The organism is Bradyrhizobium algeriense, assembly GCF_036924595.1.
Taxonomy (GTDB): domain Bacteria; phylum Pseudomonadota; class Alphaproteobacteria; order Rhizobiales; family Xanthobacteraceae; genus Bradyrhizobium; species Bradyrhizobium algeriense.
In genome coordinates, this window is record NZ_JAZHRV010000001.1 from 4,945,903 (window position 1) to 4,971,391 (window position 25,489).

Sequence of the window (25,489 nt, forward strand, 5' to 3'; positions counted from 1 at the left end):
CTCAGATACGTTCGATGATCCGCTCGCCGAACAGCCCCTGCGGCCGCACGAGCAGCACCGCCAACGCCAGCACATAGGCGAACCAATATTCGATGCCGCCACCTATATGCGCCCCCAGGAACACCTCGGCGATCTTCTCGCCCGCCCCCACAATGAGCCCGCCGACGATGGCTCCCGGAATGGAGGTCAAGCCCCCGATGATGAGAACCGGCAAGGCCTTCAGCGCGAGAAAGGTGATGGAGAATTGTACGCCCAGCTTGGTACCCCACACGGTCGCCGCAACCAGCGCAACGAGACCGGCAGCAAGCCAGACCACGAACCAGATCCAGCTGATTGGAATCCCGACCGACTGAGCGGCCAAGTGGTCGTCGGCAACTGCCCTGAGTGCGCGACCGGTCTTGGTGCGCTGGAAGAATATCGCGAGGCCCGCGACCAGAATGCCGGCGATAAAGCCGCCCCAGACATCCAGCTTGTTGACCAGAATTCCACCAGGAAAGAGATTTTCAAACAGGAACCAGGCGTCCGTCGGAAACAGCCGCAAAGGGTAAGCATCGGAACCGAAGATCATCTGCGCCGCACCCTCAAGGATGAATGTCACGCCGATGGTGGACATGAACAGCGTAAGGGCGTCCTGGTTGACAAGCGGTCCGATCACGAATCGCTCGATCAGCCAGGCCGTTATCGCCATGATTACGGCAGCGAAGCCAATGCCGAGGATGATCGCAGCCCAAAGCGAGAAGCCGTTGGCCACCAGCAGGTCGAGCGAGCGAACCAGTGCAAGCCCGGCGAGCAACACCATTGCGCCTTGCGCAAAGTTAAAGACGCCGGATGCCTTGAAGATCAACACGAAGCCGAGCGCGACCAGCGAATACAGCACGCCGGACATCAATCCGCCGATCAGCACTTCAAGAAACTGACCCAACGCGATCACGCAACGCTCCTTAATGCGCGACGCCGAGATAGGCGTCGATCACGCCCTGATTCCTCTTGACCTCATCCGGGGTGCCGTCAGCGATCTTCACGCCGTGATCGAGCACCGCCACGCGATGGGAGAGATCCATCACCACAGCCATGTCGTGCTCGATCAGCGCAATAGTCGTGCCGTAATGATTGTTCACGTCGATGATGAACCGCGACATGTCCTCCTTCTCCTCGAGGTTCATGCCTGCCATCGGCTCGTCGAGGAGAAGAAGATCGGGCTCCATCGCAAGGGCGCGGCCGAGTTCGACGCGTTTCTGCAGGCCATAAGGCAAACGCGCAACCGGCACCTTGCGGATCGCCTCAATCTCCAGAAAATCGATGATCTCCTCGACCCGGTGCCGATGCTCGATCTCCTCCGCCAGCGCAGGGCCGTAGCGCAGCATCTGCCAAAAAAGGCCCCGGCGCATCCTCAATGTGCGGCCAGCCATAATATTGTCGAGCGCGCTCATTCCCTTGAACAGCGCGACGTTTTGAAAGGTGCGCGCGATGCCGCCACGGGACGCCTCGAACGGCTGCATCTGGGCGCGGGTCCGTCCCTTGAAGGTGATCGCGCCGTGATTGGGATGATAGAAGCCGTTGATGACGTTGAGCATCGAAGTTTTTCCGGCGCCGTTCGGTCCGATGATGGCGCGAATTTCGCCTTTCCTGATGTCGAACGAAACGTCCCTCAGCGCTTTCACGCCGCCAAACGCCAGCGATACCCCCTGGACCAGAAGCAAGACTTCGCTCGTATCCGGCATCCTCATGCGGCTTTCCCCAAAGGTTCTGTCGCACCAATTGTTTGCAGGTCGCGGATCTTGACCCGAGCCGCGATCACGCCCTTGCGGCCATCCTCAAAGGTGACCTCGGTGGAAATGTCCGCCTCATGCGAACCGTCGTAGAGCGCCGTGACCAGTGGCGCATAGCGCTCGGCGATGAACCCGCGGCGAACTTTCTGGGTGCGGGTCAATTCGCCATCGTCTGCGTCGAGTTCCTTATGCAGAATGAGAAAGCGGCGAATCTGCGCGCCCGCCAGCACCCTTCCCTCCGCGAGAGAGCGGTTCACCTCGGCAACATCTTTTGCCACCATGTCGTAGACCAGCGGATGGCCCGCCAGCTCCTGATAGGAACCGTATGCGAGGTTGTTACGTTCGGCCCAGTTTGCTACAGCGACCGGGTCGATATTAAGAAAGGCGCAAACGAAATCCCTGGAGTCGCCGTAAACGACTGCTTCCTTGATGTTGGGAAAGAACTTCAACTTGTTCTCAAGATACTTCGGCGCAAACATCGTGCCGTCAGCCAGCCGACCAACATCCTTCGCGCGATCGATGATCTTGAGGTGCCCGGTCCTCTCGTCGAAGAAACCGGCGTCGCCGGTCTTGACGTAGCCGTCGGACGTCATGGCCTCCGCAGACTTCGCCTGATCCTTGAAGTATCCGACGAACATGCCCGGCGAGCGGAACTGCACCTCGCCTGTTTCCGCAATCCGGATGTCGACGTTCGGTGCAGCCGGGCCGACCGTATCGGAGTAGATCTCACCGTCAGGCTGGCAGGTAACGTAAAGGAACGCTTCGGTCTGACCGTACAGTTGCTTCAGGTTCAATCCGATCGAGCGGTAGAACGCGAACAGATCCGGACCGATGGCCTCGCCCGCAGTATAGGCGACGCGCACGCGAGACAGGCCAAGAACGTTCTTGAGGGGCTCGTAGACCATCAAGTGCCCGAGCGCATAGAGCAACCGGCCAAACAGCGGTACCGGCTTTCCGGTCAAAATCGACTCGCCATACCGCCGCGCAATGCCAAGGAAGTAGTTGAACATGCGCCGCTTGATGGCTGCAGCGTCCTCCATGCGGATCATCACCCGCGTCAGCATGGCCTCGAAACCACGCGGCGGGGCGAAATAGAAGGTTGGTCCGATCTCGCGCCGATCCTGCTCGATCGTCTCACCGCTCTCGGGACACGCCATGCAGAATCCAGCGACAATGCCCTGTGCATAGTTGAGGTAATGATCACCAACCCAGGCGAGCGGCAGGTAGGCGAGCGCCACGTCCTTGTCAGTCAGGCTGTCGAACCTGACGGTATCAGTCGCAGCGTCGATGCAGCCTCGCGCCGACAGCATGACGCCCTTCGACGCGCCGGTTGTTCCCGAGGTGTAGAGGATGATCGAGATGTCAGAACCTTCGCCCTGCCGGGTGAACCCATCGATCTGCCTGCCGAGCGCCGCGCTGGCCGCAAGCGCGGCGCGGCCGTCTTCGATGACATCGCCGATTGCGATCAATCGGTCGTGGCCGTAGTCATCGAGGCCACGCGGCTCGTCATAGACGACCTTATGGAGATGCGGCACCCGGTCGGATATAGAAAAGACCTTGTCGACCTGCTCCTGATCTTGCGCCGCAACAAACTTCACGTCGGCGTGAGCGAGGACATAAGCAAGCTCGTCGGCCACTGCATCCGCATAGACCGGAACCGGAATCGCGCGCAACACTTGCGCTGCCATCAGCGTCCAATAGAGCTTCGGCCGGTTGGAGCCAACGATGGCGATCGTGTCTCCTGGCTGTAGTCCAAGTCGATGCAAGCCCGCAGCGTAAGCGCGCACGATCTCTGCGACCTGGGCCCAGGTCCACGTCTGCCAGATGCCGAGATCCTTGTGCCGAAACGCAGGACGGCTGCTAAACTGCACGGCATTTCGCGCCAGCAGCTTGGGGAACGTGTCAAACGATCCGCCAACGGCCATGTCGGTCTCTATCCAAAACCGGCACGTTGGTTCGCGCCTGCTTATTGTGAGGCTGCGCCCTTCGGGAAGCAGCCATACGGATTCCGCATGCGTCCCTTACATTACAACGGATCGCAAGTCCTACAAGTCCCGGCTTGACCGAGCCGAACCCATTGGGGGCATCAGTTGGTATAAATGAGAAAGCGGGCGACCGACGGTGGGTTAGCTTGGCTCTACTTGCAGTAGCAGGTCTTCGAGGATGCAGACCGTAATTCACCGATTCAACAGGTAACGTGAAAAAGGCCGATCCTCTTCGCGCGCGAGTTGTTGAACGTATGGATCGCCTCAGGCGTCGGCTGCAGCAGAACCGTGCAGCCCTTTCTCGCAAAATACGCCTCAGCTTCCGGCGATAGATGCACATTGCCCATCTGGCCCGAGCCAAGAATTAGCTGCTCGCATCCGTCCTCAAAGACGAACTTCGCTTCGTCCTTCGAGAGGACATGCGAGGTGCCGTAGTACTTCTTCGACAGCTTCTTCTTCCGCTTTGCCACTTCGCCGGACAGCCGAATGATCACGTCGTGTTCATAGGTCTTCCCGTCAATCGTGATGGTGCCGAATGTCGTGCGTTCGATCTCCATGGCCTGACCTCCTCATGATCCCGGCACGAGGCCCCGACTCCGCGTCGGCAGACGAGCCTGGCATCGATGTCAGGGCAGCCCGCGTCGCTCGTCGGCTCGCGGGCCTCCTGTTTCCGAACCTTGGGCCCCAGCGGTGCCGTTAGCCGGCAATTCGCTGCCTGCCGTCTACCCGACAATCTGAAACGCGTCAGCCGCACGCAACACGGTGCCGTCCTCCCAGTGGCGTCCGACCAGCATCATGCCAACAGGGAGCCCTTCCGACATGCCTACCGGAACCGTCGCGGCAGGATGGCCAGTGACGTCGAACGGGCAAGTGTTGGAAATCATCTCGAGTGCCCGCGCAACGTAGTCCTCGCGGCTCGCGTCCGGCGGTGGGAGTAACGTGGCCTTCAAAGGTAACGTCGGCATGAGCAGGAGATCGACGCCTTTGAGTTGCTCATCGTAGGCGGCGCGTAGCACGCGCGCGAGGTTTTGGGCCTTCGCGTAGTAGCGGCCCTGGTAATTGTCCTGCATGTACTGGCCGAGCAGGACAACGAGCTTGACGGTCTCCGAAAGGTCGTTGGCGCGCACCCGCCGGCTCCGACCGTAGAAGTCCAGCAGCGAAGTCGTGTAGTGCCCTTTCCAGTTGGTTCCCATGCTGTTGCCCGCGACCATCAGCGCCGTGGCGCCCTCCACGGCGATCGCGTTCCAGATATGGATGCCGTCACGGTGGAGAGGGATCGATACGTCGTTCACGGTTCCCCCCGCTCGCGTCATCCGCTGTGCCGCCTCGCGCACCATGGCATCGACATCGGGCTCGGAATTGGGCCAGCCAAACCCTTCCTTGACGATCCCGATCCGCAGGCCGCGGGCGTCTCCGGTGAGCTGCTTGGTATACGCTTCGGTACGCAGTCCCGCCGGTTGGCGCGGGTCGAGGCCATCGGCTCCGGCGAGCACCTCGAGAAGCCGGGCGGCATCGCCGGCGGTACGGGCAATGGGTCCGGTATGATCAAGTGTTAATTCGATCGGGAAGACACCTGTGTAGGGCACAAGCCCGTGGGTTGGCTTGTGGCCAACCGCTCCGCAGAAAGAGCTGGGAATTCGGATCGACCCTCCCTGGTCGCCCCCGATGGCCATGTCGCACTCGCCGGCGACGACGAGCGCCGCGCTGCCGCTGGAGGAGCCTCCGGCAGATCGCTTCGGATCGTGCGGATTGAGTACGGGCCCAGTATCGGAGGTATGGCTACCGCCCGAGAAGCAAAGATGCTCGCACACGGCCTTGCCGACGATCTCTCCACCGGCATCGAGGATGCGGGTCACAATGGTTGCGTCCACGTCAGGGACGTAGCCCTCCAGCACGTTGGAACCGTTCATCATCGGGATGCCGGCAACGCACACATTGTCTTTGATGGCGATTTTCTTGCCCGCGAGAGGCCCCGACGTTGCGCCTTTGATCGAGCATCTCCAGTACCAGGCGTTGAGCCGATTGTCCGAGACACCTGGTCGAAACCCCGCGTCCCGCGGGTACTTCACCGCCAATGTCGGCTCCGCGAACTGGTCCAGGCGACGGTACGACGCGAGCACGCCGTCCATGAGGTTGCGGAACGACGTCAAATCGGCGCGGCTGAGAGCCAAATTGTAGGATTTGGCGATGCGCTCCAATTCAGGCAGCGGTGGCTTGCGTAGAATCCGCGGCGCCGTCGCCGTCGGGGGTGGCGGTTGCGTACCCGCCTCGGCGGCCGCACGAACGGGCGTTGTCGCCGCGGCGACAACGGTTGCTGCTGCGCCGGCATGAAGGAAGCGACGACGCGAATAGTCTGGCGAGGCTCTCATAGCACATCCTCCCTCGACCAATGGGTTGACTTCTCAAATCCACCGCCCGCCCTAAAGCGTCGGGGACCGTCTGGTGGTCGATGGCCGCGACGGTCACCAAGCGGAGGCCGCCGACGCTGCGGCCGGCGTGCCAAGCTGCAACATCACAATGAGTACTTGCATTCGGACAGGGCTGAAGCGCAGCAGCCGCATGAGGTTGGGGCGTGAGGCCTGGCCGAGCGGATCAGGACGGCAATTAAGGCCTGTACTGGATGCCTCCGGCATCCTCGCGCGCACTGCGGAGCGACGCGCCGTCCAGCAGCAGATTATCGCGCAGCCAGCGGCGAATTCAAGAGCTTGCATCTTTCCCGGTCCGCGCTCGGCAGCCACGTCGCGGAGCACTTCCACCTTCGCGACACACGCACAGTCAAGCTACACGCGAGATGTCTCCAGCGACCATCGGAGGCTTGCTTCAAAGTTCAGTCTTCACGATTTCACTGCACCCGGTATTTGCTCATGTAGTGCTTGCGCATGATCTTGCGGGTCTGCTCCGCAAGGCGCCTGTTAGTGCTCGCCTGCGGCTCGTCGCGGCGCTCCGGCGGCTTCGGCCGATGCGGATGAGGGCGCTGTTTGGTCGAATGCTGCCTTCGGGTCAAAGCGACAGACCTTTGTTCATGCGATCTCGACCGGACTGCCGATGGCAAGACCGAGATCGCGGTCCGCCCGCCCCTGATTGACGGCAATTTCGGCAAGCCCGTTGGAGTTCTCATACCAGAAAGCCGCGCCTGACGGCAGATCACTGAAGGTCCTCGCGCGGTCCAGAACCCGATCCACGGCGGTCAGCCTTGCGCCGGGCGGCAGCATAGCCGCCCTCACCCCGGTCATCGCATTGCCGTAGTGGTCGATGTAAACGATCTCGCACAGGTCATCCGGCCAGTCTGCCCGACGATCTGCGCCATCGTGACGAGGTCGGCCGGGCGGCGGATCACCGCGCGCCAGCATGGCCGCCACGGGGGCGAAGAGGTCGCGGCCGTGAAAGCTGGCCGAAAGATGCTTCGGCTTCCAGTCGATGTCCCAGCTGCGCGTCTCTTGAGCTCTGCGCTGGATCAGCTCAAACAAGCCGTTGCCGGGGCCGATATACCAGCGGCCATCGGCTTCGACAAAAATGGATGGCCGCGTCCCGCCCACGCCCGGATCGACAACGCAGAGAAAGACGGTTCGCACGGGAAACCATACGGCATAGGCCGCCAAAAGATACGCCGATACCTTAGGGTTGCCGACCGGCGCATCGGCGAAGAGGTCGATAATGGGTATGCCCGGCGCCATCTGGTGCAGCACCGCCTTCATCTGACCCGTATACGGACCGTGCAACCCAAAATCGGTGAACAGCGCAATCATGGTGTCAGCTTGCCCAAGTGCGTGTGGCCACTTCGCTCGAAAGCGCTATACTGACCCATCCGAGCCGTGCGGCGGACCGCGGTCACAGCAGCACGCCGAATCCCGCTTTGCTCTCCCTCAATCGGCTCGCCCACTGTGATCGTAGGCTCGGCGCAATGTCGATCTCGCGTCTGCTCATCATCTTCGGCTTGTCGCTCGTTGTGCTTGGGCTGCTATGGCCAGTGATCAGCGAGATCGGTTTGGGCCGCCTGCCCGGCGACATCGTCATCGAGCGCGACAACTTCCGCGTTTATATCCCGCTCGCAACATCGCTGCTGGTCAGCGTGATCCTTTCCCTGATCCTTTGGCTCGCTAACCGTTAGCCGTCGGCGCCTCTTGCTCAGGATGGACGGCGCTCGGGCGCGTTCGCGGCCGGCCTGCTGGCAGCATCATCGTCTGCGCCGTGAGCAGCCACGGCGTCCACATCAGTCGTGTGGCCTGCACCCAAAACGAAAAAGGGTTAGCTGCCTCGAACGAGGATCCGAGCGCTTCAAAGGACGGTGTTGCCCGCAGGTTGATTGACATCTGCTCCCAATCACCATTCGGCGATTGCCGGTGAATGATGTCGATGTCGAGGCCGGGCAAACGAGCGCTTGCTCTTGTGGCATCGATATCGCTGTCTGGACTGTACATCCGCTCAGGCATCGGCCTCTATCATCTCCGTGCACCGATTGCGTCCCGCTGGGCACCCGCAGCGACCGGCTTATTGATTATCGCTCATTATTCCGGGCAATGAAAGCTCGGAGACTTGCTGCCACGACCATGGCCGCACCTTGCGGAAGGACGGAACCCCGCCTCCTTGAGGCGGGCGTGGCGTTTCATCTGGATCAGTTGAAGGCGGTTAGCCGTGTGGCGTGCCGACCGCGCTGCCTTGCTTTCACAGAAGACCTTCGGCCGGTCGTCATTTGTTCGCCGGCTTTGATCTTTCTGGAGGGTCAGGTCGCTGGCGTCGAGTGGGTCACCACAAGCTGTCTGTCAGAATCGAACATAACCCTTGTTCTGAACCGCTGACATTGCCGATCCAGCGTCTGTTGTAGCCATTCCATGTCCTGGCGCGACGGATAGGATAATCGAAAGTTCCTGATCTGCAGGGGAACCAGATTCAGTGCTTGGAGGCTTCCGCTGGTCCGCTGCAGGTCCGCAAAATACATCAGCGCCAGATCGTCACGGTACTGCTCGTAGCCACGAATGCCCTCATAATCGTTCAGAAAATCGCCGCAGCCATAGAGAATGAGACGATTGCGATAGATTTCGATGGCTCTTGGGTGATGCGAAGAATGTCCGTGAACCACAGATACCCCTGCTTCGTCGATGAGAGTTCGAGCGAAAGCCATCTGTTCATCTGGAACATGATATCCCCAATTGGATCCCCAATGAATTGAAACGACGACAAGATCGTCCGGGCGCTTGAGCGCGGCGATTTGATTGGCAACCCTCGAAGCGTCCTGTTCGGACACCCCGGACAACAAATTGATACCGGGTGTATGGGCTGTTGCCGCCCAGTCGGGAGGAATGCCGCTCGAAACGGTGCCGAACGAAAAAAACAGAAGCCGCGCCGTCGAAAAATTCAGCGCTGCTGGTGCGCAGGCTTCGAGATCATTGCGCCCCGCACCCGCTGTCTTGACGTTCATCTTTTGCAGGGTCGTCAGCGTCTCCAGCAAGCCGGCCCGTCCCCAATCGAGCGTATGGTTATTGGCCAATGCACAACAGTCAATCCTCGCGGCCGCGAGACATGCTGCATTCTCGGGGCTCATGCGGTAATTGATACCCCTGTGCGCACGATCGTTGCCGCGGGTCACGGCCGTTTCGAGATTGATGATGCGAGCGTCCGGTTGCATGCGCTTGAATTCGTCCAGTGCAACGCCCCAGACGTAAGACGGCCCGTTGCGCCGCGGAATGCGGCCGTTCACCTGCTCGGCGAGCAGCACATAATCTTCCGCCGATCGGATGTAATTCTCGTACAGTTCCGGGCTACAGGGGTACGCCAGCACCTGATCGATGCCGCGTCCGCACATGACATCTCCGCACAAAAAGAGCCGCAGCGAATGCCGCTGTGGCTGAGTGGTCTGCACCTGCGGTTCGTCACGCATGAAATGCCGCCTCAGCAGGCCAGAGCATCAGCAATGGCGTGGCCCCCTTCGGATCAGGCGCAGGGCCTCCCAAACGCCGCCATCACTTCGGCCAACATCCGCCCCTCCTCCCCAGCATAACGCGGCGAGAAATGAAACGGCTCGACGCGGCGCACGTTGGCGTCTCGCGCAATCTGTCCTGCCGCAGTGGTCGTCAGATGCGCGCGCTGCTTCGCCAATGCGGCATCCGTCCCTGCAAAAGCCGCCTCAATGAAGAGGACGTCTGCATCCTGAACGAGAGCAACGATCGCGGCACGGTTGGCGACCGTGTCGGCGACATCGGTGATATAGGCAATCTTCTGTCCGGCAGCGACAGTCAAGAGATCGCGCAGGCTACCGAGCCGAACGAGCCGATTGTCCGATGTCGCCGATCCATCGATATGGATCAAATGATCGTCAGGACGGCCTTCGACAATGGCATTCTTGAGCGCCCGCAGCCACGGGCCGACAGGCAGCCCGCGGTCGGCTAATCGGTTCTTCCAAACGTTGACATGCGCTGCCTCCTGCAGCGCAAAGCCGAGGCAAGGCACGCGATGCTCCAGGATGGCGGCCGATACGTGATAGGTCGGCTCCCTGTACAGTATGCCGTCAAACGTGGCGTTCGCGACCAATTGCTCTGCGACAAAAGCCCTTTTCAGCCGGAACTGCGTGGTGGAGACGGAATGCGGCGTCGCGAGCTCGCTCACGATGAAAACGAGATCGCAGCGATAGCTGTCAACCAGGTTCCAATGATAGCCCTGAAGTTTGTGATGGACGCGCTCGGCGAATCCGGACGGGCCGTAGAGGTGCACAGATTTCTCGCGCCCTACCAGCAAACGGAGCAGATGGTCGAATCCAACGAAATGATCGATATGCGCATGCGAGACGAAGATTTGGTCGACACGTTGTATCTTCCGCGGCGATAGCGAGGCGATTTCCCCGATATCGAACAGCAGACCGCGCGTCTCGAACAACGTCTCAACATAGACCGTCGGGTCGCCGTAGCGTCCGTTGACCAGGCTGGGATGGAGAAGCGGCCGCATGGCAAGCAGTTTTCCCGCAGCGAACCTTCCGCGCATCTTCGCGAATGGCGTCAATATTGTCGCTTTGTTGCGACGCCAATCAGCATACTACACAACGCCGGCGCGGGCGGGTATCGATTTTCGACCTATCGTTCGGTTGCGCGATCGCGTGCGCAAGACGATGCTGATCCGCTGGCGGAGCCATCCCCAAGAGCTCGTCAAGCCCGAGGCGATGTCTCCTGCGGCCTGAAGGAGAAAACATATGGAACTCGCATCAAGTGCGTTCGCCGATGGTTCGGTCATTCCGCGACGCTTTACCTGCGATGGGGACAACCTTTCCCCGCCTTTGCAATGGTCCGGCGCGCCAGCCGGAACGCGGAGTTTCGTCGTGCTCTGTGACGATCCCGATGCGCCCTCCGGCACATGGCACCATTGGGCGGCCTACGATATTCCACCGACCGTGGTGGAACTTGCGGTCGGGGCCGCGCAGGACACAAAAATGAAACAGGCGGTCAACGATTTTCGGAAGCTGGGCTATGGCGGCCCTTGTCCCCCTCATGGCCACGGACCTCACCGCTATCACTTCCGGCTTCTCGCCCTCTCCGCGGAGCACCTGCGAGTGCACAGCAATACGCCTTGCAGGGACGTCGAGCGGGAAGCACGTAACCATACGATCGCGGAAGCAACCCTCGTCGGCCTGTATCAAAGATAAATTCGGCGTCAGTGCCTTGGCGTCGGTTGCTTGAGCAGTGGATGGAAGAGGTATTGCACTTGCTCGTGCACGCCGCGAAGATGGGCACTATTGTTTCGCTGTGGCGCTATGATGCGTCGGCCCGGGCAAGCGCCGCCACTGGATAATCTGCGACGGCCGCCGATCCTGCGCTACGCGCCTTGAGCGGCAATCTTCCGTATGCCGAGTACCATGAGTTGCCATCCATGGCCGCTGGTCGGTCAATTCCGTGATGCGACGTGAGACCTCGGCCGAGCCGAACCGTCAAGACCGAACCGGGCCTCTCCTCTGTCGTGGTTGAAGCTGCCGGCGTAGCCCCGGGCTCCATGAACAGCGCTGACAAGACCTCGGCGACACACAAAACTGCCAACTTGGCGCTATCTTGAGTTAAGCATCCTTGCCGCGCCTCTCATGGCGTCCGGGTGCGGTCGCTGCGACTGCAAATCACTTCAAGCGCAAAACTTCACTCATCCAATTTCTTGCTCAATTCAGGATTGAGCTTGTTCCGATCGACAGACTGATAGAACGTGATGGGTCTGCATTTTCCCTCGAAATCCGCGAGGACAATGGCCGTCCACGGACTCGTGTTCTCGCCCGAACCATCGCGGAGCTCCGGCATGACCTTGCGAGCAGCGATCACATACCAAGCGCGACCAGCCGCTGCGGCCTTCGCAGCCGCCGCGAACTCATCCAATATTCCGCGCAGATTTTTGCGCATTTCTTCTTCGCTGTCCCCGCGCAGGTATTTTCGAGACGACTTTCCCGCCTCTCCGTACTCATGATGAATGTTCAACTGCAGTCGGGCATCATCCACTTCAATCTTGGTGACCCGTATCGCGGCTCCGCCTTCGCGGAGATAGTCTCGCACCCGAACATCGCAGGCCAAAAATCTGTCCGTGGGTGGCTGAGCGACGCTAGCTGCTGGGGGGACCGCGGCAAGAGCCCGGGTCTTCTTTTTTCGAGGAGCAGCGTCCGCAGGCATCGTGGCGATGGCGGCGCTGAGGAGCGCCGCAGCAAGCACGACCGGAAGAGTGGCATTCATGAGTGCACTGCCAATGCGGTGTTTCTAAAACGCTCTGCCGCAGCGTTGGTTCCATGGCCCGGCCAGGTCGGAGCGGTGCTGAAGGCCCGGAGCTCGTTGACCGAGTGACGTCGGCCGCCGCAACCGGTCGAATCTCCTGAGTCGAGGAACGAACGGTGTGTGCAGCACACCTGAATCCAGGGACCCAGCGCCCAGGACAACGGCGTTTTTTGGTAGCTCGAAGGTCCAATCCCGACATGCGCATCGCCGTGCACCGGGCACCGGTCCCCACTGTCTTTCCCCCTGAATGACCGGCATCCCACCGCGGCCAAAGCGAGCTAGCGGGAACTTTTTCCCCAAAACAGCCTTGTCTAATATTGTTCTACAAAAAGGGACCTTACGGAGGCGGTTTTCGACCGTCGGCAGGTCATGGACTCGATTCTCATCAAGATCTTCGCCACGGCGCTTGCCTTCAGCCAGGTCACTACCCGTCCGGATGAGGTCAAGACGGAATTCGATGCGGCGCGCGACCGCTTCGAGGTGGCGCAGCTTTTGGGCGCCGGCTGCGCCCACATGCGCAAGGCTTTCGACATCGAGGACATCAACCTGGACGATCTGATTGCCACTGCCATGGACGACAAGGAAGCGTTGAGCAGCGAGATCAAGGCGCTCAAAGGACTGAATCTGGCCGACCTCCACGTGGCCTACAGGCAGTTCTGCAAAGTCGAAAACGTGGAAGGATCTCCGGTCGATCTTGGTCAGGTCATCGCTTTCTACAACAGCGCGGTCAAGGATCTGCCCGACGCCGAGCAGCTCAAGCACCTCAGGCTTCCGGGCACCAGCGTAATCCTCGATAACAAGAGCCAGCGTGTTGCCGAGATTTACGCGCCGAACAATCGCCGCATCTGGGTCAAGCTTGCGGATATCCCGGAAGCGGTGCGCAACGCGTTCATCGCCGCCGAGGACAAGCGCTTCTTCCAACACACCGGCATTGACGAGCGCGGACTGGTCCGCGCCTTCATCGGCAACTTCGCGCAGCCGGGCCGGCCGCGGGGCGGCTCGACCATTACGCAGCAGGTCGCCAAGAACCTGCTGGTGGGCAACGATATCACTTACGAAAGAAAACTGCGCGAAATGATCGTTGCCTCGCGGATGGAGCGGGCTCTGACCAAGGCGGAAATCCTCGAGCTCTATCTCAACTCGATTTATCTCGGTCGCGGAGCTTGGGGCATCGAGATGGCGGCGCGCAGCTATTTCGGCAAACCAGCCAAGGCGCTCTCCGCAGTCGAGGGTGCGCTGCTCGCCGGGCTCGCCAAGGGGCCTAACTACTTCAATCCCGACCACCACCCTGAGCGCGCGCGCGAGCGCCTTGCCTACGTGCTGGGCCGCATGCAGGCCGACGCCATGATCGACGCCGCCGCGGCGCAAGCAGTATTGCCGCAGTTCGTCGAGTACCGGCCGACGCGACGGGACTTCGGCTTTCACTTCGTCGATCACATCGCCCGCGAGGCGAAGGTGGTCGCGGGCCTCGATACTCTCACCAATTCCTCCTACACGGTGCACTCGACCGTCAATTCGGCCTTGCAGCGCATAGTCGAAGCGACATTGCAGGAGGGTCTTGCGCGGTACGAGCTGAACACCAATCGTTACAAATTTGAGGGACCCGAGGCGAACATTTCCGATGCTGTCCGTCTGAGAGCGGCTGATCTGAAGGCCACGGAGCCGGCCTGGCTCGTGGCGTTGAAGACGACGCGGCTCCCTCTCTATGACGTTCACTGGGAATCGGCGGTCGTCCTGGAGAATACGCGTGGCAAGCGCGGCCATGCGATCAACGTCGGTCTGACCGACGGAAGCATCCTGCCGCTGAACACCTGGAGCGCCGCGATCGGGCGCGGCCTCAAGCCGTACGACGTGGTCTACGTGCAGGTGCGCGAAGCCAAGCCTAAGCAAGCGGCGCGTGCCGATCTGCGCATTCGACCGACCGTGCAGGGAGCGGCGCTCGTACTCGGGAACGAAACCGGCCGCATTCTCGCGATGGCCGGCGGCTTTTCGTATCCGGCAAGCCAGCTCAACCGCGTGGTCCAGAGCCTGCGACAACCCGGCTCCACCTTCAAGCCGCTGACCTACCTCGCCGCCCTTCGGAAGGGATTGCAGCCCAACACGCTGGTGATGGACGAACCCATTACGCTGGCACCGATCGGCGCGACGGTCTCCGCGCGCCAGCGTGGTTTCTGGTCGCCGAAGAACTACGAGGGCGGCGCTTCGGGCGCCATTACACTGCGGCGCGCGCTGGAAAACTCCCGGAATCTCGCCACCGCGCAACTGCTCGCGACCGGTCTCGACGACAGCGCCGAGCGAGGCCTCGACCGGGTCTGCGAGATCGCGATGGAAGCGCAGCTCTACAAAGAATGCATGCGCTACTACCCATTCGTGCTCGGTGCCCAAACCGTGCGGCTCATCGACCTTGCGGCGTTCTATGCAGCGATCGCCAACGAAGGCGCACGACCCCAGCCCCATGCGATCGAAACGATCGAACAGGACGGCCGCCCAATCTACCAGCACGATCCGCATGCGGTGTCCTGGATCGGCTTCGCCGACCGCGCATCATTTTACCAGTTGAAATCAATGCTGCAGGGCGTGCTCGCGCGCGGAACCGCGCGCGCGGTGAAGCATCTCTCGCCCTATGTCGGCGGCAAGACCGGTACCACTGATAATTCGGCCGATGCCTGGTTCGTCGGTTTCACAAATGACGTCACCGTCGCCATCTGGGTCGGCTACGACAACAGCGACGGCGGGCGCCGCACCCTTGGGCGCGGCCAGACCGGAGGGAAAGTCGCGCTGCCGATGTTCGAGCCGATCGTGCAGGCAGCCTGGGAGCTGCACGCTCCCAAGACGGCGTTGAACGGCCCTTCGCGCGAAGCCATGCATCAGCTCGTTGCTCTGTCGATCGATCCCTATACCGGCGATCCTGCACCGGCCGGCTCCGGGCGCGCTTTCACCGAGTACCTCAAGAGGGATCCGTCGGGCAGAATCGATGACACGCAATTTCGGATCGTCTCGCGTGCAGAAAGCTACGCCTATCGTGGCGTTTATGACGAAGACGACGGGCCATTCCAGCAGTGGTCCCGCGACAAGCGCCTTTACGGCGATAACCGGCTGCCCTTTCCATTCCCGAGCTGGCGTCTTGGTCCGCGCGAATATCCCTCCTGGCGCGGATATCCCGATGACGAGGACCGCCTCCCGCGACCGCCGCTCCGAGTCGATCCCGATTATTTCTGGCGGCGGCTGAATTGAGATTGACGCCATGAGACTCCACCGTGCCGCTGCCCTCATCGCCGCCTGCGTGGCCACTTGCACGGGCGCGGCCGCGCAGGAATTCCAGCTGGAGGACGTGCCCGCAGCCGCCAGCGTTCCGATCGCACAGATCAAACCGCGCACGGTCATCTTCGCCGACCAACGCAACGACAAACTCGCCGATTCCTCGACCGGGCTCATTCCTTTCGACGATTGGGCCCGCTCACGTCCGGTTCAGCGGCGCTTCCTCTCACTCTTCCCGAGCTTCGTTGAGCCCACGCTCAACCAACAAACAAAGCTGAAGCTCTCGGTCTACCAGGCGGAGGCGCGGTTTCGACTTCCAAGACCGGCAGCGGCATTGGATCTATCGCGGTATGCGAATGTCGCGTTCCTCGAGCAGATCGATCCGGCAGTCAAGCACCGGCCGATTACGGCGGGCGATGTTGTTCCCAACAAGGACGCGGGCGCCGCGCACAACCGTGTGCCGAATCGCCGCTGGTGCGAGGACGCGAAGGCGATCTGCGTGCAGTCCCGCTACATGTTCGAAGGGAAAATTCCGGCGGGCATTCAGCTTGCCAACAAGCTGCGCGAGGAGAGCAAAAAGCCCATTCCGGATTTCATCGAGTTCCAGAGTGAGATGATGTTGGTCATGCAGCCGCACCTTGCCGAGCTGCCGAGCCTGACAGGGCTCGACTCCACGGTTACCGGCGGGCTCGAGCAGAACATCTTTTGGGTCAACCAGGTCATCCAGTTCGGCAAGCTGCTTGCGGTTCTGCAACAGCATCCGACCGAGCGGGAAGCCGCCATCGCGACGGTCTACATCCTGATTGCGGTCAGGAACGACGTGCTGAACAAGCAAAAGGAATACAGCAATACACCCATGCTGCGAAACCTCGTGCCCGCGCAACTGCTCATGGGCAACAGCTCCTTCAACAGCGGCGATTCGCTGAGCGCCGGCCTGCCGAAATACGCCAGAAGCCGCATCAAGGCGATCGCCGACATGATGGAGCGGGAATGAGCAGAGCGTGTGCGGCGACGAATGGACGCCGGTAGATGGACAAATCGCGTTTGCAGTCGACAGGCGTCTAACAAACTCTGCGAACTGGCAAACAGTCACCGAGCCAGGGGCAAGATTCCTGCCCACCACAGCTTGCAAGATCAGTCGATCGAGAGGCTGGCACTCCCGATCGACTCCCATCGCAAAATATCGCGGAATATCGTGCATTTTGGCGCGCCCAAGAGTTCGAACGCTGACCGATCAGATTCGTAGTTCAACGTTTGATTGCTCCCGTCAGAAGCAGGGGTCGTCGGCGACGCGAAATCGCGGTTTTCACAGAGCTTCTTTTCGGCCGCTATACCGTTCTGCAGGTCGCGCCCGGCACCACTAGATTTCCGTTCGCAGGCCGGTGCGCTCGTGGCGGATACATTGCGGCCGGACGGGTGCGTTCAGCGCGTTCTTCACCACCTGACCAAGCGCCAGGAAGTCGACCTTGCGTGGAGACGTCCGGCGCCACGCAAGCCCGATACGGCGGCCGGGCTGCGGTTCGACAAAACGCAGGAGCTTCACTCGGTCGTCGCGCAGCTCGACATCGGCCGCGACTTCTGGCACCAGCGTGGCGCCATATCCACTCGCCACCATCTGCATGACCGTTGCAAGGCTCGTTGCACTCAGACTCGAGGCCACAGTCCAACGCCCCTTGGCACAATAGTCGAGCGCCTGATCCCGCAGACAATGGCCTTCTTCCAGCAGAATAAGCTTACGCTTCTTCACCTCGCCGGGCGTCACGCGCGCCGTTTCCGGAAGAGGGTCGTCGGCGGGAACAGCAAAGAGGAAGCGGTCTCTCATGAGATAGAAAACTTCAACCGCAGCCGCCTTGAGCGGCAACGCCAACAACAATACTTCGAGAGCGCCACGCTCGAGATCCGCGAGCAGCACCTTGGTCTGTGCTTCCACCAAATCAAGGCGCAGATCGGGATACCCGAGTTCCAGTTGCGGCAGCAACCGCGGCAATAAATACGGCGCCAGCGTCGGGATGACGCCAAGGCGCAACGTTCCGCTCAGCACCTTGGCTCTGTGTTGAGCCAGGTCTGTCAGGTCGCGCACTGCACCAAGGACCACTCCGGCGCGTTGCGCGATCTCGATGCCAAGTTCGGTGAACATCGGCGCGCCCGGGCGCCGCTCGATCAACTCTATGCCGAGAAGCCCTTCCAGTTCGTGGATCTGCATTGAAAGGGCGGGCTGGCTGACACAACACTCCGCCGCGGCTCGTCCGAAATGTTGATGACGGGCAAGCGCATCAAGATAACATAGCTGCCGGGTCGTGATCACCCCGATAAGATATTCTTAATGCCGCGGCAAAGCAAATTGATTGGCTTTTTGGCCGCCAGCTTAAAACACTGAACGGCTTGAAATCGTGTGGGTTGAAATCACCAGCGCAAGCGCGCCGCAGGTGCACGCTCCGAGGGTCGCTGTTGTGCGGACAATCAAAGGGAGAACCGCAAATTCGGACTTAGACGCCCTCGGCGCCCGCGAGGTCACCTGATCAAATCGGGAGCCATCCATGGTAGGCAAGCAAATCGCATTTTCCGGCAGGGCGCGTGAAAGCATGCTGCGCGGTATCGATATTCTCGCCAACGCGGTGCAGGTGACGCTCGGGCCCAAGGGCCGCAACGTCGTAATGGAAAAGTCGTTTGGGGCACCCCGCATTACCAAGGACGGTGTGACGGTCGCCGGAGATATCGAGCTCGAGAACAAATTCGAGAACATGGGGGCGCGGCTCGTGCGCGAGGTCGCGAGCAAGACCTCCTATACCGCCGGTGACGGCACAACCACTGCAATCGTGCTGGCGGCTTCCCTCGTTCGCGAAGGCACCAAGGCAGTCGTCGCCGGCATGAATCCGATGGACCTGAAGCGCGGCCTCGACCTTGCGGCCGGGGCGGTCGTCGAGGATCTCAAGAGGAACGCGAAGAAGATAACGTCCAACGACGAGATCGCGCAGGTCGGCACCATCTCCGCCAATGGCGATGCCGAAATCGGCAAGTTGCTCGCCGAGGCCATGAAAAAGGTAGGCAATGAGGGCGTGATCACGGCCGAAGAAGCGAAGTCGCTAGAGACGGAGCTCGACGTAGTCGAGGGCATGCAGTTCGATCGGGGTTATCTCTCGCCCTACTTCATCACCAATGCCGACAAGATGCGGGTCGATATGGAGAATCCCTACGTCCTTGCATATGAGAAGAAGCTCTCGGACTTGCGGGAACTGCTGCCACTGTTGGAAGCCCTGGCGCAGACGGGTAAGCCGCTGCTCATTATCGCCGAAGAGGTCGAAGGCGATGCACTTGCCACCCTCGTGGTCAACAAGCTGCGCGGCGGCCTCAAGGTCGCGGCGGTGAAAGCGCCCGGCTTTGGCGATCGCCGCAAGGCGATGCTGCAAGACATCGCCATCCTTACCGGTGGTACCGCCATCTTGGAAGATCTCGGCATGAAGCTTGAGAACGCCACGCTCGACATGCTCGGCCGCGCCAGAACGGCAGTGATCGACAAGAAGAGCACCATGATCGTCGGCGGCGCCGGCAAGAAGGCGGACATCGAGGCCCGCATCAACGAAATTAAGCAGCACATCGCGGAGACCACCTCCGACTATGACCGCGAGAAGCTAGAGGAGCGGCTTGCCAAGCTCGCCGGCGGGGTGGCAGTGATCCATGTCGGGGGAGCCACCGAGATCGACGCGAGGGAGCGCAAGGATCGTGTCGACGACGCGATGCATGCGACCCGTGCCGCGGTCGAAGAAGGCATCTTGCCGGGCGGCGGGGTGGCGCTGCTGCGCGCCGCCAAGGTGCTCGACCGGGTGAAGCCTGCCAACGAGGACCAGAAGCATGGCGTTGACATCGTCAAGAAGGCAATCAGCTGGCCAGCGCGCCAGATAGCACTAAACGCCGGCGCCGACGCCTCGGTGGTGATCGGCAAGATCCTGGAGAAGGAGCAGTACAACTGGGGTTATGATGCCCAAACCGGCGAGTACGGCGACCTGGTCTCCAGGGGCATCATCGATCCAACCAAGGTGGTGCGAACCGCGCTGCAGGACGCGATCTCAGTCGCCGGCCTACTCATCACCACTGAGGCCATGGTTGCCGAGTTGCCGACGCCGCCGCCTCCACCTTTGCCGGGCCATGACCACGACCATCATCGCGGCGACATGGAATTCTGAGCCGATCGCGATCGCGCACACGCCCCCCTCGGCCGCGCCGACGGTCGCAGCCCCCCGCGAGGAGGAGGAGCCCGTCTTGTGAGAGCACCCATGGTAAGATTTTAACGTTAGAAACATCGAGCGCCCGCTTGGAGAGTTCCGCCTGTCGATAGCGAGGATCTCGCGTTGAAGATAAAACCAATTGGCGTTACGCGCCGAACCGTCTTGACCGCCGCCGTTGCGGGGAGCACCGGCTTTGCAAGCGCCGCTCTCGCCCTATCACCGCCGCTGGACGATTACGCGGTGGATCTCGTCAAGCAACTGACCGGAAAAACCCCGACCGCATCCGATCGTCTGCATCTGGTGATGCCGCGGACCTTTCCGAATGGATACACGGTGCCGCTTACGCTCGCGATCGATAGTCCCATGACGGAAGCCGATCACGTCAGGCACGTTTCTGTGCTGGCGCCACGAAACCCGCTAATTGAGGTCGCCACGTTTCATTTCGTCCCGCAACGCAGCGAGCCGCGCGTGTCGACGCGCATTCGCCTTGCCGAACCGCAATATGTTCTGGCGGTGGCGGAGATGAACGACGGCACGTTGCTGATGACCGAGACCTGGGTCGAGGTCGCCACCAATGGATGCAAATGACGTCCCGGAAGGAGGTGCGGAATGTTCGCTCCGACACCCCGTGTACAAGTGCCAAGCACCGCCGCGAGCGGTGAGGTGTTTTTGGTCAAAACCCTGATCAGCCATCCGATGGAGACCGGGCTGCGGCACGATGACCAAGGCAACGTCATCCCGCGCAAGATCGTCAACAAGTTTATTTGCCGCCACAATGACGTCGTGGTGTTCAGCGTCGATCTCCACGAAGCGATGGCGACGAATCCTTTTATCGAGTTCTACTTGCGCGCGACAGAGAGCGGCCGGCTCGAGTTCATTTGGGAAGAGGATGGCGGCGGCATCCATGTGTTGGAGCACCAGCTCACTGTCGCCTAATGATCTCGTTGTCATGTTGCTATGCTCCTTTTCGCGGCCAATGAGCAAAGGGATCGGCGATCGAAAATACCGGGATGGAGCCGGTCTCTGCATGCGCAAAATGATCGCTATTTCGATTGCTGCAGGTTTGTTGATTATTGTCGCCGATTGCAGCCAGGCAGCGGATCGCGATGGTGGAGCCCAACTCGCTGCAATGTGCGCGTCGTGCCATCGTCTGGATGGCGGCGATGGTGGTATTCCGACGATCCTTGGCATGAGTCCGGAGATGCTCACCCGCACAATGCTTGCGTACAGATCGCACGAGCGCCCAAGCCATATCATGCGCGCCATCGCCCTCTCGCTCAGTGATGAAGAAATCGCGACGGTGGCGCGCTATCTCGCAGCACTGAACAGGCAGGTCAGGCCATGAAGTCCTGGACGCGTCGAGAGTTCGGCCGCTCGACAGGAGCAATGGCCCTTGCAGGGCTCGGTCCTCGATTGGCTGCAAGCGAATCCAAGGCGAGGGTTGTCGTCGTCGGCGGCGGCATCGGCGGTGCCACGGCCGCCAAGTACCTGGCCGTCAGCGCGCCAACGATCGAGATCACGCTGGTTGAGCCAAAGCCGAACTATACGACCTGCTTTTTCAGCAACCTCTATCTCACTGGGCTATGCTCGCTCGAGTCGCTTACGCATGGGTACGAGACACTTGCACAACGACACGGCATCAATGTTATTCATGACTCCGTGGCAGCGGTTGATCCGGTCGCAAAAACCGTCGGGCTCAAGAGTGGTCCAAAATTACCTTACGACCGCGTGGTCGTTGCCCCTGGCATCACTTTCAATTACGACGCCATCGCCGGCTATGACGAGGCGGCAACGCAGGTCATTCCGCACGCCTGGAACGCGGGCCCGCAGACGCAGCTGCTGCGACGGCAACTCGAAAGCATGGAGGATGGCGGCGTCTTTGTGCTGGTCGCGCCCCCTAACCCGTTCCGCTGTCCGCCCGCCCCATACGAACGTGCCTCTCTGGTTGCTTATTATTTCAAACAGCATAAGCCGCGCTCGAGGATCCTGATCCTCGATGCGAAAGATAGCTTCAACGCGCAGGATCTATTTCTGGATGCTTGGGAACGCCACTATAGGGGTATGATCGAATGGCTACCCGCCCAATTCACCGGTGGGATAAAGGCGATCGATGTGAAGGAGCGTTCTGTCGAGACCGCGAGCGAGACATTCAAGGCCGCGGTCGCAAATGTCATACCCCCGCAAATGGCCGGCCAGTTCGCGCAGCAAAACGGCCTCGTGGATCAATCTGGCTGGTGCCCGATCGACCCCATAACGTTCGAGTCGAAGCTACAGCCGGGAACCCATGTGGTGGGCGATGCGAGCAGTGCCGGCGATATGCCGAAATCGGCGTTCGTTGCGAATAGCCAGGCCAAGGCCTGCGCTTTTGCCATAGCCGCGGCGCTGACCGGGTCCGAGCGCCAATCGCCTCATTTGTTCAACACTTGCTATACTTTTCTTAGTCCCGACGATGCGGTGAGCAATGCTGTCAGCTTCAAGCCCGTGGCCGGAACGATCAAGATCGTCGACAATTTCGGCAGTCAGGTGCAGGAAAGCGCCGAAACCCGCCACCGGACCGCACGCGAGGCGCAAAGCTGGTACACTGCCTTTACGCGTGACACGTTCGGCTATGCCGCTTTCTGATTTGAAGTGGCCGTGCTGCGAGATGCAGGAGCGCTCTCCGCCGCGGCGGATGGAACTGGTTCGGGCAGCCGCTCCAGCCGCAGCGAATTCAGGACGACGACGATGCTTGAGCCGGCCATCACTGCCGCCGCCAGCACTGGCTGGAGGACTCCGACCATCGCCAGCCCAATGGCGATGAGATTATAGCCGAACGCCCACGCCAGGTTGGTGAGAATGGTCGCGCGAACTGCGCGAGCGACGTCGATCACCCACGGCAGCGTCCGTAGCCCCTCGGGTGGGAGCACGACCGCTGCGGCCTCGCGAGCGAGGTCCGTCGCCGAACCGACGGCGATCCCGACATCGGCTCCAGCCAACACCGGCGCGTCATTGAGGCCGTCGCCTACCATCGCTGCCATGCCATGGTCATGCCGGCGGCGTCCCAGCGCTGCGCGTTTGGCCTCGGGTGTGAGGCCCGCCTCGATATCGCCGGTCTCAATTCCGACCGCAGCGGCAATCCGCACTGCGGCTGCCGGAAGATCGCCGGTCAACAGCGTCACGCGCACCCCACGGCGGCGCAGCGCTTCGACGGTCGAGCGCGCCTCCGGCAGCGGCGTATCGTCAAGTGAAAGCGCAGCATATGCCTGCTCGCCCCAGCCGACATAGATCACGGAATGGCTGCTCGCTTCACGCTGTCTCCCGTGCTCAGCCAGATTTGGCGTCAGCGACCAACCCAACTCCCGCATCAATGCGGCGCTGCCTGCCGCTACGATCCGACCGTCCGATTTGCCACGGATGCCACGCCCCGGCACGACTCGAACGTCGTGGATGGCGACTGGCTCGAGCCCGCGCGCAGCTGCCGCTGCAGCTATGGCGCGGGCCAAGCCGTGCTCGGAATGACGCTCCAGTCCGGCGGCATGCGCGAGCACCGCATCGGCGCTGGTTCCATCGCTGTCGATAGCGACAACGCGCGCCTGACCCGAGGTGAGCGTGCCGGTCTTGTCAAAGGCGATCAGCCGGATGCGCGCCAGCGCCTCAAGCGCGGCTGGGTCGCGCACCAGGCAGCCGTGTCGGGCCAGCCGTCCAATGCCCAGCGAGGTGGCCATCGGTGCCGCCAGCCCGACTGCGCAGGGACAGGCCACCACCAGTACCGCAAGGCCGATCAATAGCGCACGGTCGAACGATAAGTGCTGCGCCCAGTACACCGACGCTCCAATGCCCAGCACGAGGATAATCGGCACGAAGACGCCTACAATGTTGTCGGCGAGACGCTGGCTCGGGCTGCGGCGGATCAATGCATCCCGTACCGATCGACAAATCTGCGCCCAGCGGGTCGCGTTTGCCACGCCGCGGCTTTGGATCAGGAGCGGCCCGTCAAGATTGATGCTGCCGGCGATCACATGCGAGCCGACGCCCTTGGCGATCTGCCGGCTTTCGCCTGTGAGCAGGGCCTCGTCAGTGTGCGATTCGCCCTCCATGATCACGCCGTCGACGGGAATGCGTTCGCCCGGCCGAACTCGAACCAGCACACCTGCGTCAACCTCGCGCACCGGCCGGCGGTACTCTCCGTCGCCAATGACGACGGTGGCCCACTCACTTTCCGCGGCCAAGAGCGGCTGCAGGTCACGCGCCGCCCGTGCACGCCCGGCGGCGTCGAGATAGTAGCCCGCGGTGAACAGCATCAGCACCATGGTGGCCGTATCGAAGTAAACCTGCGGGCTGCCCTCGATGGTGGCAAAAGCGGAATAAAAGTAGGCGGCGCCGACGCCGAGCACGATGAGTGCCGAGGAGGTCAGGCGCCCCTCCATGCCGTGGAGCCACGCCTCGCGCAGAAACGGTCCGCCGAGAATGATCACTGCGGGTGTTGCGAACAGCCAGAGCAGAAGATGAATCCAGGGAAGCATCTCGGCATCCGCGCCGCTGAAGGCGTCGCTGTACAGGAGCAGGCTGAACAGCATGATATTCATGGAGAGAAAGCCGCCGACGCCGAGCCGAATCAGCAGCCAAGCGGCCTCCCATTCCTCGGTTTTGCCGTGCTTGACCTGGTAGGCGATACAGCAGCCGTAGCAGCAGAATGCGCAAGCCTCACCGTTCACCGTGAGTCGCATCGCCCGCCGCCCGATGGGTAACAGGCAGTGGCTGCACAGCGCATGGTCCTGGGCCGTCATGCTGGTTCTGTCCAGCCATGCGCGAAGTGCACCGCGAAGGGCAGGATGCCGCGGCCGACGGTAACGAGACCGAGCAGCAGGATGCAGCTGCCCGCTAGCCATACGCCCCGTTGCCGCCACGCTGGCGCCAGCGCTCGACCAACGCCGCCCATCAGCAGCAATGCGGGGAAGGTCCCGAGCCCGAACGCGGCCATGGTAAGAAAGCCGTGCAGTGCCCCGGCCGTGCTCGCCGCCTGCGCAGCAAAGGCGTAGACCAGCGGACAAGGCAGGAAGCCGTTGAATACGCCAAACGCGAGCGGGGCGGCATGTCCCGGCGCCGTCAACAGGCTGCGCAGCGATGCCGCGAGCGTACTGGCGCCGAAGCCGGCCGTGACGCGATGCAGGTGCGGCAGCAGGCCAAAGAACTGCAGCGCCATGGCGATCATCAGCAGTCCGGCGAGGATCGCGAGGATCCGCTGACCGGTGTCAAGCGGACCGCTCAGCAGCGGAACTGTCGCTCCCTGCGGCGTGCATATGACCTGGCCGAAGGCGCCCGCTAGTCCGCCGAGAAAGCAGTAGGTCGTCAATCGACCGGTATTGTACAGCAGATGGCGCAGAACTGTCGCGCCGCGTCCCTGCGGATCGCGGCCCAGCGCACAAGCGAACCCGCCGCACATACCGATGCAGTGAAAGCTCCCTGCGAACCCTGCGACAAAGATCACGAGATAGGCGGCCATCGGCAGATTGCCCTGCCCATCCAACGCTTGTGCAGCGACGGCACCA

General features: G+C 61.4%; 23 protein-coding genes. 10 read left to right on the forward strand and 13 right to left on the reverse strand.

The features are described 5' to 3' along the window. Nucleotide 1: 1 nt before the first annotated feature. From V1286_RS23960 to V1286_RS23985, 6 genes are all read right to left on the reverse strand, one after another. A complete protein-coding gene (locus tag V1286_RS23960; protein WP_334483437.1) occupies nucleotides 2-931 on the reverse strand; it encodes a branched-chain amino acid ABC transporter permease in 930 nt (309 codons plus the stop codon). Between the two features lie 10 nt (nucleotides 932-941). After that, nucleotides 942-1,727, reverse strand: coding sequence for an ABC transporter ATP-binding protein (locus V1286_RS23965; protein ID WP_334483440.1), 786 nt, complete (start codon nucleotides 1,725-1,727; stop codon nucleotides 942-944). Continuing rightward, complete coding sequence (locus V1286_RS23970) at nucleotides 1,724-3,694, reverse strand: AMP-binding protein (protein WP_334483443.1); 1,971 nt, start codon at nucleotides 3,692-3,694, stop codon at nucleotides 1,724-1,726. Before V1286_RS23970 ends, V1286_RS23965 begins: the two co-directional genes overlap by 4 nt. Before the next feature lie 260 nt (nucleotides 3,695-3,954). Further along, nucleotides 3,955-4,311, reverse strand: coding sequence for an Mth938-like domain-containing protein (locus V1286_RS23975; RefSeq protein ID WP_334483446.1), 357 nt, complete (start codon nucleotides 4,309-4,311; stop codon nucleotides 3,955-3,957). 165 nt (nucleotides 4,312-4,476) lie between these two features. Next, a complete protein-coding gene (locus tag V1286_RS23980; RefSeq protein WP_334483448.1) occupies nucleotides 4,477-6,123 on the reverse strand; it encodes an amidase in 1,647 nt (548 codons plus the stop codon). A gap of 651 nt (nucleotides 6,124-6,774) precedes the next feature. Continuing rightward, nucleotides 6,775-7,500, reverse strand: coding sequence for an SAM hydrolase/SAM-dependent halogenase family protein (locus V1286_RS23985; RefSeq protein WP_334483450.1), 726 nt, complete (start codon nucleotides 7,498-7,500; stop codon nucleotides 6,775-6,777). Nucleotides 7,501-7,523: 23 nt separating this feature from the next. Between V1286_RS23985 and V1286_RS23990 the strand changes: the two genes are divergently transcribed. Beyond that, entirely contained in the window at nucleotides 7,524-7,862 is a 339-nt protein-coding gene (locus V1286_RS23990) for a DUF2905 domain-containing protein (RefSeq protein ID WP_334483453.1), read from the forward strand. Here V1286_RS23990 and V1286_RS23995 read toward each other — a convergent pair. The 3 genes from V1286_RS23995 to V1286_RS24005 form a co-directional block, all read right to left on the reverse strand. Beyond that, nucleotides 7,852-8,184 carry a hypothetical protein gene (locus V1286_RS23995; protein WP_334483456.1) on the reverse strand — a complete coding sequence of 111 codons (333 nt, stop codon included), beginning with the start codon at nucleotides 8,182-8,184 and terminating at the stop codon, nucleotides 7,852-7,854. The two genes, V1286_RS23990 and V1286_RS23995, sit on opposite strands and share 11 nt — an antisense overlap. A gap of 290 nt (nucleotides 8,185-8,474) precedes the next feature. After that, a complete protein-coding gene (locus V1286_RS24000) occupies nucleotides 8,475-9,629 on the reverse strand; it encodes a CapA family protein (RefSeq protein WP_334483459.1) in 1,155 nt (384 codons plus the stop codon). A 53-nt stretch (nucleotides 9,630-9,682) separates the two neighbouring features. Further along, nucleotides 9,683-10,690, reverse strand: coding sequence for a ribonuclease Z (locus tag V1286_RS24005; protein WP_334483462.1), 1,008 nt, complete (start codon nucleotides 10,688-10,690; stop codon nucleotides 9,683-9,685). Between V1286_RS24005 and V1286_RS24010 the strand changes: the two genes are divergently transcribed. Next, nucleotides 10,689-10,919, forward strand: a complete 231-nt coding sequence (locus V1286_RS24010) for a hypothetical protein (protein ID WP_334483465.1) — start codon at nucleotides 10,689-10,691, stop codon at nucleotides 10,917-10,919. The two genes, V1286_RS24005 and V1286_RS24010, sit on opposite strands and share 2 nt — an antisense overlap. Nucleotides 10,920-10,931: 12 nt before the next feature. Further along, a complete protein-coding gene (locus V1286_RS24015) occupies nucleotides 10,932-11,381 on the forward strand; it encodes a YbhB/YbcL family Raf kinase inhibitor-like protein (RefSeq protein WP_334483467.1) in 450 nt (149 codons plus the stop codon). A gap of 481 nt (nucleotides 11,382-11,862) precedes the next feature. Here V1286_RS24015 and V1286_RS24020 read toward each other — a convergent pair whose 3' ends face one another. Beyond that, nucleotides 11,863-12,441, reverse strand: a complete 579-nt coding sequence (locus tag V1286_RS24020) for a hypothetical protein (RefSeq protein ID WP_334483470.1) — start codon at nucleotides 12,439-12,441, stop codon at nucleotides 11,863-11,865. Nucleotides 12,442-12,849: 408 nt separating this feature from the next. Between V1286_RS24020 and V1286_RS24025 the strand changes: the two genes are divergently transcribed. Together V1286_RS24025 and V1286_RS24030 are read left to right on the forward strand one after the other, a co-directional pair. Next, the gene (locus tag V1286_RS24025) at nucleotides 12,850-15,714 is read left to right on the forward strand and encodes a penicillin-binding protein 1A (protein ID WP_334483473.1); all 2,865 of its coding nucleotides are present in this window, start codon (nucleotides 12,850-12,852) and stop codon (nucleotides 15,712-15,714) included. A gap of 10 nt (nucleotides 15,715-15,724) precedes the next feature. After that, a complete protein-coding gene (locus V1286_RS24030) occupies nucleotides 15,725-16,732 on the forward strand; it encodes a hypothetical protein (protein WP_334483475.1) in 1,008 nt (335 codons plus the stop codon). 366 nt (nucleotides 16,733-17,098) lie between these two features. Here V1286_RS24030 and V1286_RS24035 read toward each other — a convergent pair whose 3' ends face one another. Continuing rightward, the gene (locus tag V1286_RS24035; RefSeq protein WP_334483477.1) at nucleotides 17,099-18,043 is read right to left on the reverse strand and encodes a LysR substrate-binding domain-containing protein; all 945 of its coding nucleotides are present in this window, start codon (nucleotides 18,041-18,043) and stop codon (nucleotides 17,099-17,101) included. Between the two features lie 232 nt (nucleotides 18,044-18,275). Between V1286_RS24035 and groL the strand changes: the two genes are divergently transcribed. The 5 genes from groL to V1286_RS24060 all read left to right on the forward strand — a co-directional run bounded on the left by groL (nucleotide 18,276) and on the right by V1286_RS24060 (nucleotide 22,583). After that, on the forward strand, nucleotides 18,276-19,919 hold the full coding sequence (gene groL / locus V1286_RS24040) for a chaperonin GroEL (RefSeq protein ID WP_334483478.1): 1,644 nt from the start codon (nucleotides 18,276-18,278) through the stop codon (nucleotides 19,917-19,919). Nucleotides 19,920-20,123: 204 nt separating this feature from the next. Then, entirely contained in the window at nucleotides 20,124-20,549 is a 426-nt protein-coding gene (locus V1286_RS24045; protein ID WP_334483480.1) for a thiosulfate oxidation carrier protein SoxY, read from the forward strand. Between the two features lie 21 nt (nucleotides 20,550-20,570). Next, the gene (gene soxZ / locus V1286_RS24050; RefSeq protein WP_334483483.1) at nucleotides 20,571-20,897 is read left to right on the forward strand and encodes a thiosulfate oxidation carrier complex protein SoxZ; all 327 of its coding nucleotides are present in this window, start codon (nucleotides 20,571-20,573) and stop codon (nucleotides 20,895-20,897) included. Nucleotides 20,898-20,988: 91 nt separating this feature from the next. Further along, nucleotides 20,989-21,306 (forward strand): c-type cytochrome, encoded by a 318-nt coding sequence (locus V1286_RS24055; RefSeq protein WP_334483485.1) that lies wholly within the window; start codon nucleotides 20,989-20,991, stop codon nucleotides 21,304-21,306. Continuing rightward, nucleotides 21,303-22,583 carry an NAD(P)/FAD-dependent oxidoreductase gene (locus tag V1286_RS24060; RefSeq protein ID WP_334483487.1) on the forward strand — a complete coding sequence of 427 codons (1,281 nt, stop codon included), beginning with the start codon at nucleotides 21,303-21,305 and terminating at the stop codon, nucleotides 22,581-22,583. Before V1286_RS24055 ends, V1286_RS24060 begins: the two co-directional genes overlap by 4 nt. On the opposite strand, the gene V1286_RS24065 is transcribed toward V1286_RS24060, so the two are convergent. Next, nucleotides 22,568-24,727: a heavy metal translocating P-type ATPase gene (locus V1286_RS24065; protein ID WP_334483490.1), complete on the reverse strand. Its 2,160-nt coding sequence runs from the start codon at nucleotides 24,725-24,727 to the stop codon at nucleotides 22,568-22,570. The genes V1286_RS24060 and V1286_RS24065 overlap by 16 nt on opposite strands. Beyond that, nucleotides 24,724-25,443 carry a sulfite exporter TauE/SafE family protein gene (locus tag V1286_RS24070; protein ID WP_334483493.1) on the reverse strand — a complete coding sequence of 240 codons (720 nt, stop codon included), beginning with the start codon at nucleotides 25,441-25,443 and terminating at the stop codon, nucleotides 24,724-24,726. The genes V1286_RS24065 and V1286_RS24070 overlap by 4 nt, the downstream gene beginning before the upstream one ends. Between the last annotated feature and the right edge of the window lie 46 nt (nucleotides 25,444-25,489).